We start from the raw sequence: 14,605 nt of genomic DNA, 5'->3' as shown, positions 1-14,605 counted from the left end.
GGCCCCGGTCAGCGCAGGAAGTTGTCGCGCATCAGCGAGACCACCTCATCGGCACGCCCGTTGAGCACCGCCTTGACGCCGAAGAGTGCGGTAGAGCCCACCTGTGCCGGTTTGATCTTCGGCGGCATCACCAGCTCCATCCGGTTCACCTTCACGTCGAGCAGCGCAGGCCCCGGTGCGGCGAGCCAGTCCCGCACCGCGCCGTCGAGCTCTGTCGCGTTCTCGACCCGCGCGCCCTGCATCCCGATTGCGCGCGCCATCGCGCCGAAATCCGGGTTGTGCAGCTCGGTGAAGGCGTCGAGCATCCCCTCCACCCGCTGCTCCATCTCCACGAAGCCCAGCGAGGCGTTGTTGTAGACGAGCAGTTTAACCGGCAGTTTCTCCTGCACCAGCGTCAGCAGGTCGCCCATCAGCATGGTCATTCCGCCATCGCCGCACATCGCGATCACCTGCCGCTCGGGGTATGCCTCCTGAATGCCCAGTGCCTGCGGATAGGCGTTCGCCATCGTCCCGTGCAACAGCGAGGTCAGGAAGCGCCGCTCGCCATTGGCCGAGAGGTGACGCAGCAGCCAGACCATGGGCGAGCCGCCATCCGCAGTGAAGATCGCATCCTTCGCCGCGAACCGGTCGAGCAGCTCGGTCAGGTGCTGCGGGTGGATCAGGCTCGGGTCGGGTTCTTCCGCGCTATCGAGGTAGCCCTTGAGGTCCTCGGCATAGCTCTTGAGCGCCCGATCCAGATGCTTGCCGGTCTCGCGCGGGACAAGGCGCGGCAGCAGCGCGTCGATCGTGTCGCCGACATCGCCCGCAAGTCCCAGATGGATCGGGGCGCGCCGTCCCAGCCGGGTGGGATCGATGTCGAGCTGCACGATCTTGGCCTTGCCGGGATAGAACTGCGTATAGGCGAAATCGCTGCCCAGACAGAGCAGCAGGTCGCAATCGCCCATTGCCTCCATACCCGCGCGATTGCCCAGGATCCCGGTCATGCCGACATTGTTGGGCATGTCCGGCTCGATGAATTCCTTCGCCCGCGTCGTATGCGCGACCGGTGCGGCGAGGCGCTCCGACAGTGCCCGGATCTGCGCGGCGGCCCCGCGCGCGCCGATGCCCGCATAGATCGTGATCCGCTCGGCTTCGGCGATCATGCCCGCCAGCGCGTCCAGTTCCGCCTCCGACGGGCGCATCACCGGCCGCGGGCGATGCACGGCCCAGTGCAGATCGTCCTTCGCGGTCTCGCGGAACATGTCGCCATTGACGATGACCACCGCGACGCCGCCCTTGGTCAGCGCCGCCTGCGCCGCCTGCGCGGTGATCCGGCGGGCCTGATCGGGATGGCTGATCCGTTCGCAGAACACCGAAGCCTGCTCGTAGATTTTCTTCTGATCGACCTCCTGCGGGAAACCCAAGCCCTCCTCCGCGCGCTCGATATTCGAGGCAATCAGCACCACGGGCGCGCCGTTTCGGTGGCTCTCGAAGATACCGTTGACGAAATGCAGGCTCCCGGGCCCGGTGGTCCCCGCGCAGACCGACAGCTCCCCGGTCATGTAGCTCTCGCCACCTGCCGCGAGCGCGCCGACCTCTTCATGGCGCACATGGACCCAGCTCAGGTCCGAGCGGCGTACCGCATCGGTGAAGTGATTGATCGTGTCGCCCACGATCCCGTAGACGCGCTGCGCCCCCGCCGAAACGAGGGTTTCGGCGATGATGTCGGATACGCTCTTGCTCATGTCAGGCCTCTTTCAATTCGGCTTTGTGATGCAGGCTGGTACGCTTGGCATCGAGGTCGATGCGCGGCTTGAAGCTGTCGGCATCGGCCGCTTCCCACCAGTCCGCGTAATCGGTGCTGCCCGGATCGTCGTTGAGGATGTTCGCGGGCAAAAAGGGATAAATCTTGTCGATGGTGCGGGCCTCGCGCACGGCAGTGCGATGCACGATGTGATGGGGCTGCAGCTCGCTCGGATGCTCCAGCCCGGCGGCTGCGACGATGTCGGCAAGCGCCTCCAGCGTCTTGGCGTGAAAGCGCGCGGCACGGGGGCCCTGCACCTCGGGTACGAGGCCGCGTTGGCGGCTCTTGTCCTGCGTGGTCACCCCGGTCGGGCAGGTGCCCAAATGGCACCGCTGCGCCTGAATGCAGCCGATCGAGAACATGAAGGCCCGCGCGGCATTGCACCAATCCGCCCCGATCGCGAGGTTCTGCGCCAGCCCATAGCCGGAATAGACCTTGCCGGACGCCGCCAGCCGCACCTTGTCCTTCACGCCCGCGCCGACCAGAGCGTTGCGCATCAGAACGAGCCCGTCGGTCAGCGGCATCCCCACATGATCCGACAGCTCCAGCGGCGCGGCCCCGGTGCCTCCCTCGGCGCCGTCGACGACGACGAAATCGGGATAGATGCCGGTCTTCTGCATCGCCTTCACGACCGCGAAGGCCTCATGCGGCTGGCCGATGCACAGCTTGATACCCACGGGCTTGCCGCCCGAGAGATCGCGCATCTTCGCCGCGAATTCCATCATCTGCGCGGGCGTCGAAAACGCCCTATGGCCGCGCGGAGACAGGCAGTCCTGATGCGCGGGCACCTTGCGGGTCTCGGCAATCTCCTCGGTGACTTTCGCCGCAGGCAGCAAGCCGCCATGACCGGGCTTCGCGCCTTGGCTCAGCTTGATCTCGGTCATCTTGACCTGATCGCGGCTGGCCTGATCCTTGAACAGCTCCGGGTCGAAATTCCCCGCATCGTCGCGCGCCCCGAAATAGCCCGAGCCCAGTTCCCAGACGATGTCGCCGCCATGGCTCTGGTGATAGGGAGAGAAGCCTCCCTCGCCCGTGTCGTGGTAGAACCCGCCCTGCTTGGCCCCGAGGTTCAGCGCCTCGACCGCATTGGCCGACAGCGCGCCGAAGGACATGGCCGAGATATTGAGCACCGACGCCGAATAGGGCTTGGCGCATTGATCGTTGCCGACCGTCACGCGGGGGCTTTTGTCGGGATGCTCAGCGGGCGCGATGGAATGGTTCACCCATTGATATTCAGCGCCTTCCACATCGCGCTCAGTGCCGAAGGGATGGGTATCGGTCCGGCCCCGCGCCCGCGCATGAACGAGGTTGCGCGCCTCGTAGGGGTAGGGTTTGCCCTCCAGATCACCCTCGACGATATAGGCGCGCAGGAAGGGCCGCAGATCGTAGGCGAGCCAGCGGATGCGCGCCGCGCCCGGATAGTTGCGCGTGATCGTCCAGTCCTTCTGAAAGTAGTCGTAGAGGCCGAGCGCCAGAAGCGGCACCGTCACAAGCAAAAGGATCAGCCACCAGGGGCTGATCCAGACGGCCAGCGCGAGCGCCAGCACAGACATCAAGAGCGAGCCGAGAGGGACGATGTTGCGGATGATGCTGTTCATATCGTCCCTCCCGGCTCTGCATGACTTACACTGTCGCCTTGGCGCCTTTCGGCCCGACGAGCAGCCAGATGATGAAGCCGATAATCGGCAGGATGACGATCAACAGGATCCACAGCACTTTCTTGCCGGTGGATTCGCCCGAGCCAAGGATCGACACGATGGCCCAGATATCGAGGATGAGGACGACGAGGCCCCCGATCATGCTCAGCATAACTTCACTCCTTTATCGGTTTTTTCCGGCACTTACCGGCGTTCCTTGGCAGGGAAACTTGCGCCTTCAGCGCTTTGTTCCCTGCTTTCCCCGTTTCAAGCGGAAGTGATTGATCGCCAAGGCGGTCGCGCGCGTACAGCGGCCGCCTTGGCATTGGGATCGCGCCTTCGCCTCAGCGCCCCGGCGTCAGCTTGCGGATCAGGACGTAGAAGGCGGGCACCATAAAGACGCCGATGAAGGTCGCCGCCGCCATGCCGCCCAGCACACCGATGCCGATCGCGTTCTGTGCCGAGGCCCCTGCCCCGGTCGCGATCGCCAGCGGCACCACGCCCAGCATGAAGGCGAGCGAGGTCATCAGGATCGGGCGCAGGCGGAGCCGCGCCGCCTCGATGGTCGCGGGGATCAGTTCCTTGCCCTCGGCTTCGAGGTTCTTGGCGAATTCCACGATCAGGATCGCGTTCTTCGCCGCCAGACCTATGGTCGTGAGGATACCCACCTTGAAGTAGACGTCATTCGACTGCCCGAAGACCCAAGCCGAGACCAGCGCCCCCAGAACCCCCACCGGCACGGCGAGCATCACCGAAAGCGGGATCGACCAGCTCTCGTATAGCGCGGCGAGGCAGAGGAAGACGACCAGCACCGAGAGCGCATAGAGATAGGGCGCCTGATCGCCGGACTGGCGTTCCTGATAGCTCAGCCCCGTCCAGGCAACCGCGTAGCCGCCGGGCAGGTCACTGACCAGCTGCTCCATCGCGTCCATCGCCGCGCCGGAGCTTGCGCTGTCCGAAGCCTGACCCGAGATCTCGATCGCATTGGCCGCGTCATAGCGCGACAGTTTCGGCGCGACGGAGACCCATTTCGTCGTCGCGAAAGACGAGAACGGCACCATTTCACCAGAGGCGTTGCGCGCATACCAAGTGTCGATATCCTCCGGCTGCATCCGGTAAGGCGCATCCGCCTGCACGATCACCGGGCGCAGATTGCCGTTGAGATCGAAGTCGTTCACCGATCTCCCGCTGAAGATCACCGAGAGCATCGAATTGAGATTGCTCAGCGTCAGCCCGAAGCTTTCGGCCTTCTGCTGGTCGATATCGAGCTGCAGCGCCGCTTTGTTCTCGTCGCCGCTGACGCGGACATTGGTCAGGCGGCTGTCGGATTTCGCCTCGGCCACGAGCTGCTCGCCCGCCTCCTTCAAGGCCGTCGTGCCGTTATTGCCCTGATCCACCAGATACATCTGGAAACCCGAGGAGTTGCCGATACCGCGGATCGCGGGCGGTTGCAGGAAGAAGACCTGCCCCGCGCGCAGCCCCGCGAAATGCGCATTGGCCCGGCCCGAGATGGCGGCAGCGGTCTGATCCGCGCCGGTACGGTCGTCGAAATCCTTGAGCTTGGCGAAGACCATCGCGGTGTTCTGCCCTCCGCCGCCGAAGGAGAACCCGAGCGTCGCGAAGACCGACGACACATCCGATTTCTCCTGCGTCAGCAGGTATTGCGTGATCTGGTCGACCACATCCGACGTCTGCGCCGTGGTCGACCCCTCGGACAGATTCACCATCGCCATCAGCACGCCCTGATCTTCCTGCGGCAGGAAGGACGAGGGCAGCCGCGTCATCACGCCCCAAGCACCCGCCAGCACCAGCACGAGAACCAGCGCCATCAGGAAAGGTTTGCGCACGATACGGGCCACCGCGCCCGCGTAGCCGCCCTGCATCTTCGCGAAGCCCGTGTTGAAGGCGCGCGCAGGCGCAATCGCTCGACCCGTCGAAGGCCGCAGCAGCTTTGCCGCCAGCGCAGGCGTCAGGATCAGCGCGACCACGGCAGAGAGCACCATCGCCGTGATGATCGTCACCGAGAACTGCCGGTAGATCACCCCCGTCGAGCCCGGGAAGAAGGCCATCGGCAGGAAGACCGCCGAGAGCACCAGCGCCACCCCGATCAGCGCGCCGGTGATCTGCGACATGCTTTTCTCGGTGGCCTTGAGGGGGCTGAGGCCCTCCTCCTCCATCACGCGCTCGACATTCTCCACCACGACGATCGCGTCATCGACCAGCAGGCCGATCGCCAGCACCATCGCGAACATGGTCAGCGTGTTGATCGAATAGCCCGCGACCAGCAGCACCGCGAATGTGCCCAGCAGCACCACGGGAACCGCGACGATCGGGATCAGGGTCGCGCGCCATTTCTGCAAGAAGACGAGGATCACCAGCAGCACCAGCACGATCGCCTCGGCCAGCGTGTGATAGACCTTCTCGATGGAGAGCTGCACGAAGGGCGAGGTGTCGTAGGCGATCTGGAATTCGACGCCTTCGGGCAACGACGACGACATCCGGTCCAGCGTCGCACGCACCGCCGAGGCCGTATCCACCGCATTGGCACCGTTCGCGAGGTTCACGCCGAACCCCGCCGCATTCATCCCGCTGAACTTGGAATTGCTGCCGTAATCCTCCTGCCCGATCTCGATCCGCGCCACGTCGCCCAGATAGACCGCCGAGCCGTCGGCCTCGGTCTTGAGAAGAATCTTCTCGAACTGCTCGACCGAGGTCAGCTGGCTCTGCGCGGTGATGGTCGCGGTGAATTGCTGCCCTTCGGTCGTTGGCAGATCGCCGAGCGAACCGACCGAAACGGTCGTGTTCTGCGCCTGCACGGCCGAGGTCACGTCGGTCGGCGTCAGCTGATATTGCTCGAGCTTGTAGGGATCGAGCCAGACCCGCATCGCGTAGCCGGAGCCGAAGACATTGATCCCGCCCACGCCTGCGGTGCGCTCGATCGCGCCTTTCACTTCGGTGTCGAGCAGGTTGCCCAGCTCGACGGTCGAATATTTCCCGTCGGTCGAGACGAGTGCGCCGACCATCAGGATATCCGAGGACGAGCGCGACACGCTCACCCCCGACGACTGCACCGCATCGGGGAGCGAATTCTCGACCTTGCGGATCTTGGTCTGCACCTCGTTCTCGGCGTCGATCGGATCGACAGAGCCGTCAAAGGTCAGCGTCAGCCGCGCCGAACCCTGATTGGACGAGCTCTCCATGTAGAGCAGCCCGTCGAGTCCGGTCAGCGAGTCTTCGATAGGCGTCGTCACCGAGTTCTCGACCGCCTGCGCGGTAGCCCCGGAATAGCTGGCGGAAATGCGGATCGTGGTCGGCGCGACTTCCGGGTATTGCGACACGGGCAGCTGGGTGATCGCGTAGCCGCCGGCGAGCATCGTGACCAGCGCGAGCACGATCGCGAAGACGGGGCGATGGATGAAGAAACGGATCATGTCGGGTTCACTCCGCCTTCGCCGTGTCGTTGGCTGCATCGGCGGAATTGTCGGAGCTATCCGTGGCATCCTTCACAACGCCCTGCGCGTTGATCGTCACCGGCACCGTCTTGATCTCGGCCCCGTCGCGCAGGTTCTTCAGCCCGTCGAGGATCACCTGATCGCCGCTCTCGATGCCGTCTGTCACGATCCACGCGTTCTGATAGGTGCCCGCCGTCGTCAGCGTCACCTTCTTCGCCGTGCCATCGGCGGCAATAAAGGCCGAGAGCGACCCATCCCCTTCCCGCGTGGTTGCGCGCTGCGGCACGAGGATCGCCTGCGTCGTGCCCAGCGTGATCTTCGCGCGCAGAAACTGACCCGGCAGGATCATTCGGTCGGGATTGTCGAACTTGAACCGGAAATCCACCGTGCCCGTTGTCGAGGAGACAGTCGCACCAGGGCTGACCAGCGTGCCGGTGCCGTCATATTCCTCACCCGTCTCCAGCAGCAGCGAAACCTTCAACTGATCGCCGCGCTGCAAGGAGCCTTGGTCAATCCGCTGGCGCACCCGCATGATCCGTGCCGCACTTTCCGAGACATCGACATAGATCGGATCGAGCCGCGTCACCGTGGTCAGCGCATCGGACTGGTTCGCAGTAACCAGCGAGCCGACCGAGACGTTGGCCACATCCGGATAGCCGTCGATCGGCGAGCGGATCACCGTGCGGTCGAGGTTGAGCTGCGCGGTCTGCAGATCGGCCTCGGCACTCAACGCTGAGGCCTTGGCTTGGGCCAGCGTGACCCTGGCCGTCTCCAGATCGCTCACCGAGATCGAGGTCTTCTCAAGCTTGGTGTAGCGGTCCACCTGCGACTGCGCGGCCTGCACATTGGCGTCGGCGCTCGCCTTCTCGGCCTCGGCTGCGGTCAGTTCGGCCTGATAAGTGTCGTCGTCGATGTGAAACAGCGCGTCGCCCGTCGCGACCTTGTGGCCCGCCTCGTAGTCGATGGAGGCAATGGTGCCCGCGACGCGCGGGCGGATATCGGTCTGCTCAAAAGCCACCGCGCGGCCCGGCAGGGTGACTGTGTAAGGCACCGATTGCGTCTCGACCTGCTTCACGCCGACCTCGGTCGGGCCTTGAGTGCCACCCGGCATTCCTTGCGCCATCGCGCCCGTTGCAATTGCCACGGCCACCAGCGTCCCCACCGCCGCGCGCGACGTCCACTTACCTAAACCCATTCCTGTCGTTCTCCTGTCCGCAGCCCGTTTGATCCGGGGAATTCGGTTTTCCTACGGTAGGCTCCGGACATTCTGTCGCCACGTGTGCGAGAGCGGACTTGCGCCCTGCACATGGCTGGACCGGCAACAAGGGGCACCGAAGTGCCCCTTATCCTTGTTATTATTCAATGGAATAGCAGAGTTTCGAACGCATCTCACCCTTACGCGAGACCGTCCTCTGGCACTTGTTCCGGCGCCTGAAGATGATGTCACGATTTCGCGATGAGGCGGCTCAGGGCGCATGTCACGGAGCCGTTCAGTTCAACGTACCGGGCGAGGCGAAACCGTATTTGTGGTAGATCTTCTGCCCGTCGCTCGAAGTCAGGAAGGTCACGAAATCCTTCGCGGCTTCCGGATGTGGCGCCGTCTTCAGCACGCCAGCCGTATAGGTCAGAGTCGAATTCTCGCTATCGGGCAGCTTGACCATATCGATGCCTTCATCCGCCCGCTTGGAGTGGAACTCGGCCTCCGTCAGCCAGACCGGCGCGGCATCGGCGAGCCCCGCCATCACCCGCATCGGCGACTGGCGATGGTGGATATGGGTCAGGTAGGTCGAGCCGTCCCGGACCTTGTCCTTCATGATCTTGTCGTCGAGCGCCTGCCCGTCTGCCTTGACGTAGCTCTTCTCGATCACCTTCGCGATGCCCTCCCAATCGGGGTTCGGCATCGTCACGCGGGTCGCAGGATCGGCCAGATCGGCGAGGCTCTGGATATGCAGTGGATTGCCCTTCGCCACCATCAGCGCCAGTTCGTTATCAGCATAGTCCTGCAAATCGGAGAAGGCCTTCTCGTCCTTCTGCATTGCCTCCATGGCGCCCTTGCCGCGGGTCAGCACGTCGGGCTTCATCGCGATGCGCAGATTGCCGATGGCGAAGGCTCCGTCATGGTTCTTCACCGCATCGAGCAGGATGCCCGGCGGCAGGGTGACGTAGAAGATACGCTTGTATTGCGGATAGGCGCGCTGGAAGGCCGCGATCAGGTCCTGCACCACCATGTATTGATTGCCCGCGAAATAGATCACCAGTTGCGGATCGACGATATCGCCATGCAGGTCGGGAAGATTGTTCACCTCCGGCACCGTGAAGTTCTTCGCATCCGAAGGCGGATTGTCCCAAGGCGCGAAGATGCTGGCCGAGCGGTTGAAGGTCGTCGGCTGGTCGGTATAGCCCGAAAGCTCCTGCCAGCTTTGCCCATCGTTGGACTGGGCCTGTGCCATCGGCGCGGTGAGCGCCAGTCCTGCAGCCACGGCGAGCGCGGTTGTCCTGAGCGATGCCATCGTGATTTCTCCTCCCTGTTGTGATGATGCAGCGCGAAATATCGCCGCACTCACTTCAGCCTAAGGTGGAGTTCACACCCGCCCACTCACGTCTCACTCACAGCCCCTCTCTTTCGTGCGAGGCCCTGTGTCATTTATTGAAAAGGGACGCCGACGCGCCCCTTTTCAATCTCGGCCGGTCCGATCAGCGCCTCACAGCGTGATGCGGTAGAGCGCGAAGCCCCCCTCGCCGTCGCCTGCGGGCTCGATATCCAGCCCGCGCGATTTGACGTCTTCGAGATAGTCCTGCGCTTTCGGCCCGGTCTCGAACAGCACGGTCGCACCATCCGCCGGCGCGAAGGACCAGTTGGCGTCGGCCTTCGGGTTGATCGTGCCCTTGTCGTGGATGTAGCGCACGATCACGTCGCGGTTGGTGTCGGGCGCGCGATAGATCACCGTCGAGCCATCCGCGCCGGGGAAGCTGCCGCCACCCGACGCGCGGTAGTTGTTCGTGGCGATCACGAACTCGGCCTTCGGGTCGATCGGCTTGCCGTCATATTTCAGATCGACGATACGGTTCGTATCGGCGTTCACCACCGCACCGTCCTTGTCGAACTTGGCAGGCTGGGTGATGTCGATCTGATAGGTCACCCCGTCGATCACGTCGAAATTATAGGACGGGAAATCGGGGTTCAGCAGCTTGGCATCCTTCGCGCCGGGATCGATCTGGTTGAACATGCCCGCCGAGCGCTCCAGCCAGTCCTTCACCTGCGCGCCGGTGACCTTCACCGCCTGCAGCGTGTTCGGATAGAGGTAGAGGTCGGAGACGTTCTTGATAGCCACCGGGCCTTTGGGAACATCGGTGAAGTAATCCGGGCCGCCGCGCCCGCCCGCCTTGAACGGCGCCGCCGCCGAGAGAAGCGGCAGCTTGCCTTCGGGCGTGCCCTCCAGCAGCTTCTTCACATACCAAAGCTGCGCATTCGAGACGATCTGCACCGACGGATCGTCAGCCACCAGCGCGAAGTAGGAGTAGAGCGGCGCTTCGGTCTCGCCGACCTTGGCGCGGACATATTTCAGCGTCTCTTCATGCACCTGATCGGTGGCGGCGAGGATCGGTTCGTAATCGGTGGTGAGCGGCGTGATCGAACGATCCTCGCCACGCGCGAAGATCGGGCGAATTTCCGAGGTATGGGTGTCGATCTTCCACTTGCCGCCGTCGCGGCTCAGCATCAGGTCGATCAGGCCCATATGGTTGCCCCAGAAGCCCGCCTGCACCGCCGGCTTGCCCTGCAGCGTGCCCTTGTCGTTGTCGATGCCGGGGCCGGAGAAATCCTTGCCGGGGAAGTTCAGGTGCTGGTGCCCGGTGATCACCGCGTCGATCCCGTCCACACCCGCGAGATAGAAGGCCGCGTTCTCCATCCCGTCGCTTTGCGGTCCGTTGTCGATGCCGGTATGGGCGAGCGCCACGATGAGATCGGCGCCCTCTTCCTTGATCTGCGGCACCCAGGCTTTCGCGGCCTCCACGATGTCGCGGGTCTGGTAGTTGCCTTCGAGATGCGCACGGTCCCATTGCATGATCTGCGGCGGCACGAAGCCGATCACGCCGATGCGGATCGGCATCTTGTTCCCCGCCCCGTCTGTCAGGTCGCGATCGAGGATCAGGTAGGGCGGCAGGTAGAGGTCATCCTCACGCGGGGAAGCCCCGAGCTTATGGGCGAAGTTCGCGCAGACCATCGGGAAATTCGCGCGGTCATTCACCTTCTTGAGGAAATCCATCCCGTAGTTGAATTCGTGATTGCCCAGCGTGCCGCAGTCATAGCCCAGCAGGTTCATGCCCGCGATGACCGGGTGGGTGTCGCCCTCTTTCATCCCCTTGGAATAGGCGATGTAATCGGCCATCGGGTTGCCCTGCATGTAGTCGCCATTGTCGAACATCATCGTGTTCGCGGCTTCCGCCCGCACGCCTTCGATCAGCGTCGCGGTGCGCGACAGGCCGACCGTGTCGACGGGCTTGTCGGCATAATAGTCATAGGGCCGAATATGGCAGTGAATATCGGTCGTGCAGAGCAGGCGCAGGTGGGCCTGCCCTTCGGCGGCGCGCGCCGTGAACGGGTGGACCAGCGTGAGACCGCCCGCAGCGGTGGTGGTGATCAGGAATTGGCGACGCGAAATAAGCGACATAAGGGGGATCCTCCGAGACAATTGGCTCCTTGCCGGAGCGCTCTATCCGAGGATCGTAACAGTGCTTTGACCGTCCGGATAAATATCCTGACGTAAGCTCGCACAAATTGGTGTGAGCGGGCGAGAAAGCCCCGCCCGCCGCACAAGAATTCAGCTCTCCGAGAGCACTGCCTGCACTTCCGCGGCAGGGCCGGGATGGTGGCAGAAGACCTGCCGCCCGGCGACCTCTTCGGTGGGCGGGGTCGTGGCGCAGATCTCGCTCGCACGCGGGCAACGGGTGCGCAGCGGGCAGCCCGATGGCGGGTTGAGCGGGCTCGGCAGATCGCCTTCCAGCGCAATCAGCACCTTGTTGCGCTCGATCTCCGGGTCGGGGATCGGCACCGCCGACAGAAGCGCCTGCGTATAGGGGTGCTGGGGCTCGGCGAAGAGCTTCTCGGTCGCGCCCGCCTCCATCATCTGGCCCAGATAGAGCACCATCACCTCGTCGCAGACATGGCGCACGACGCTCAGGTCATGGGCGATGAAGATGATCGTCAGGCCCAGATCGCGGCGCAGGTCTTCGAGAAGCGCGATCACCTGCGCCTGAATCGAGACGTCGAGCGCCGAGACCGGCTCGTCGCAGATCAGGAGCTTCGGCTCCACCACGAGCGCGCGGGCGATACCGATACGCTGACACTGACCGCCCGAGAACTCATGCGGGTAGCGGTTGATCTGGTTCGGCAGCAGGCCGACCTTCTCCATCACCTCGCGGACCTTCTCCTTGCGCTCCTTGCGGCCCATCTTTGGGCGATGGGTGCGCAGCGGCTCGGCGATGATCTCGCCCACAGTCATGCGCGGGTCGAGCGAGGCCAGCGGGTCCTGAAAGATCATCTGGATGTCGGAGCGGTATTTCAGCATCTGGCGCGGCGAGAGCGGCAGAAGGTCCGTCTTGCCCTGCCAGATGATCTCGCCCTCGGCGGGCAGCATCTGGATCAGCGCGCGCGCCAGCGTGGACTTGCCGCAACCGGACTCGCCCACAATGCCGAGCGTCTTGCCCTGCTCGAGCTTGAAGCTCACGCCATTGACCGCGCGCAGCTTCGGCGGCTCGGTCCAAGGCAGGTCCGAGGCGCGGCGGATGTCGAAGGTGACCCGAACGTCGCGGGCCTCGATCAGCGGGGTCGTCATGCGGCGGCCTCCTCGATCGTTTCAATGGAACGGTGACAGGCGCGGGCGCGGCCCGGCGCGAATTCCGTCAGCGGCGGCATCACGTCGGCGCATTTTTCTTCGACGAAATCGCAGCGCGGACAGAACGGGCAGCCCTTCGGCGCGCCGGTCATGTTCGGCGGATTGCCCCGGATCGGGGTCATCGCGCGATCCGCATCCAGACGCGGCAACGCGGCCAGCAAGCCCTTGGTGTAGGGATGGGTCGGGTTGGCGAACAAGGGATCGACGGGCGATTGCTCCATCACCTGACCGCCATACATGACGATCGCGCGCTCGCAGAAGCCCGCGACCACGCCGAGGTCATGGGTGATCAGCACGGTCGCCATGCCCAGCTCGCGGCGCAGCTCGCCCAGCAGGTCCATGATCTGCGCCTGCACGGTCACATCGAGCGCGGTGGTCGGCTCGTCCGCGATCAGCACATCTGGTTTGCACAGAAGCGCCATCGCGATCATCACGCGCTGACGCATCCCGCCCGAGAATTCATGCGGGAAGAGGCGCACGCGGTTCTTCGCGTCCGGGATCTTCACCAGTTCGAGCATTTGCGCAGCTTCGGCCACGGCGGCGCGCTTGCTCAGCCCCTTATGCAGCATCAGCACTTCGGCCATCTGGTCCGAGATGCGCATATAGGGGTTGAGCGCGGTCATCGGGTCCTGAAAGACCATCGAGATCCGGTCGGCGCGTAGCTTGTTCAGCTCGGGTTCGGGCAGGTTCAAAATCTCCCGCCCCTCGAATTTCACCGAGCCCGAGGCCTTACCATTCGCGGCCAGCAGCCCGAGGATCGAAAAGCTGAGCTGCGATTTGCCCGAACCGGACTCGCCCACGATGCCCAGCGCCTCGCCGCGCTCCAAGGCGAAGCTGACGCCATTGACGGCGTGAACCTCGCCCTCCTGCGTTGCGAACCGGACGTTGAGGTCGTTGACTTCCAACAATGGCATATCAGCGCTCCTTCGGGTCGAGCGCGTCACGCAGCCCGTCCCCTACGAAATAGAAACCGAACAGGGTGGTGACGAAGAAGAACAGCGGGAAGGCCAGCTGCCACAGCGTGCCGTAGCTCATGGTCCCCGCCCCTTCCGAGATCAGAGCCCCCAGAGAGGTCTGCGGCTCTTGCACGCCGAGCCCGAGGAAGGAGATGAAGCTCTCCGTCAGGATCATCAGCGGCACAAGCAGCGTCGCGAAGACCACGACCACGCCCACGAGGTTGGGCAGGATGTGACGCCGGATGATCGTCGGCGCAGGCACCCCGATGGCGCGCGCGGCCTCGACATAGTCGCGGTTCTTCAGGGTCAGTGTCTGCCCCCGCACGATCCGCGCCATCTCGAGCCAGGATATCAACCCGACGCCCACGAACAGCATCCCGATCGAGCGGCCATACATGACCAGCAGCAGGATCAGCACGAACATGTAAGGGATCGCCAGAAGGATATCGACGAGGCGCATCATGAAGCCGTCGACGCGGCCCCCGAAATAGCCCGAGATCGCGCCGTAGACCGTGCCCACGGAAACCGCGATCAGCGTGCCGATCACGCCCACCAGCAACGAGATCTGCGTGCCCTGCACGGTGCGCGCGAACAGGTCGCGGCCCAGATCGTCGGCGCCGAAATAGTGGCCGTTGGCGAAGGACGGCGCGGAGGCCATCGCATCACCCATCACGTTGTAATCGATGTCGGAATTGTTCCACGCCGCGATCAGGTTGCCGAACAGCGCGAACGCCACGACGAAGGCCAGCAGCCCCAGCCCGAAGATCGCGGCCTTGTTGTTGAAGAACCGCCGGCGCGCATCCGCCCAAAGCGAGCGGCCCGCCACGTCTTCGCGGCTCGTTGCCTCGGCGAGCGAGGTCATCTTGGATTCATCTATGACCAT

The 14,605-nt window shown here is 64.0% G+C and carries 10 protein-coding genes; all 10 read right to left on the bottom strand.

Translation table 11 applies throughout. The features are described from left to right. Positions 1-8 precede the first annotated feature (8 nt). Positions 9-1,724 (bottom strand): thiamine pyrophosphate-dependent enzyme, encoded by a 1,716-nt coding sequence (locus BMI88_RS03195; RefSeq protein ID WP_078546012.1) that lies wholly within the window; start codon positions 1,722-1,724, stop codon positions 9-11. Position 1,725: 1 nt separating this feature from the next. Then, positions 1,726-3,381, bottom strand: a complete 1,656-nt coding sequence (locus BMI88_RS03190; protein ID WP_078546010.1) for an FMN-binding glutamate synthase family protein — start codon at positions 3,379-3,381, stop codon at positions 1,726-1,728. Between the two features lie 25 nt (positions 3,382-3,406). Further along, positions 3,407-3,592: a PLDc N-terminal domain-containing protein gene (locus tag BMI88_RS03185; RefSeq protein ID WP_078519794.1), complete on the bottom strand. Its 186-nt coding sequence runs from the start codon at positions 3,590-3,592 to the stop codon at positions 3,407-3,409. A gap of 172 nt (positions 3,593-3,764) precedes the next feature. After that, on the bottom strand, positions 3,765-6,851 hold the full coding sequence (locus BMI88_RS03180) for an efflux RND transporter permease subunit (RefSeq protein ID WP_078546008.1): 3,087 nt from the start codon (positions 6,849-6,851) through the stop codon (positions 3,765-3,767). Between the two features lie 7 nt (positions 6,852-6,858). Beyond that, positions 6,859-8,067 (bottom strand): efflux RND transporter periplasmic adaptor subunit, encoded by a 1,209-nt coding sequence (locus BMI88_RS03175; protein ID WP_078546006.1) that lies wholly within the window; start codon positions 8,065-8,067, stop codon positions 6,859-6,861. A 295-nt stretch (positions 8,068-8,362) separates the two neighbouring features. Then, positions 8,363-9,382: a substrate-binding domain-containing protein gene (locus tag BMI88_RS03170; RefSeq protein ID WP_078546004.1), complete on the bottom strand. Its 1,020-nt coding sequence runs from the start codon at positions 9,380-9,382 to the stop codon at positions 8,363-8,365. Positions 9,383-9,574: 192 nt separating this feature from the next. Continuing rightward, entirely contained in the window at positions 9,575-11,542 is a 1,968-nt protein-coding gene (locus BMI88_RS03165; protein ID WP_146673459.1) for a bifunctional 2',3'-cyclic-nucleotide 2'-phosphodiesterase/3'-nucleotidase, read from the bottom strand. Positions 11,543-11,692: 150 nt separating this feature from the next. Next, positions 11,693-12,706: an oligopeptide/dipeptide ABC transporter ATP-binding protein gene (locus tag BMI88_RS03160; protein ID WP_078539849.1), complete on the bottom strand. Its 1,014-nt coding sequence runs from the start codon at positions 12,704-12,706 to the stop codon at positions 11,693-11,695. Continuing rightward, positions 12,703-13,680 carry an oligopeptide/dipeptide ABC transporter ATP-binding protein gene (locus BMI88_RS03155; protein WP_078546002.1) on the bottom strand — a complete coding sequence of 326 codons (978 nt, stop codon included), beginning with the start codon at positions 13,678-13,680 and terminating at the stop codon, positions 12,703-12,705. Before BMI88_RS03155 ends, BMI88_RS03160 begins: the two co-directional genes overlap by 4 nt. Before the next feature lies 1 nt (position 13,681). Beyond that, the gene (locus tag BMI88_RS03150; protein WP_078546000.1) at positions 13,682-14,605 is read right to left on the bottom strand and encodes an ABC transporter permease subunit; all 924 of its coding nucleotides are present in this window, start codon (positions 14,603-14,605) and stop codon (positions 13,682-13,684) included.

This window comes from Thioclava sp. F36-6 (assembly GCF_002020305.1).
GTDB lineage: Bacteria > Pseudomonadota > Alphaproteobacteria > Rhodobacterales > Rhodobacteraceae > Thioclava > Thioclava sediminum.
The sequence above is the reverse complement of the archived record's forward strand: the minus strand, read 5'-3'. Positions and strand labels throughout refer to the sequence as shown.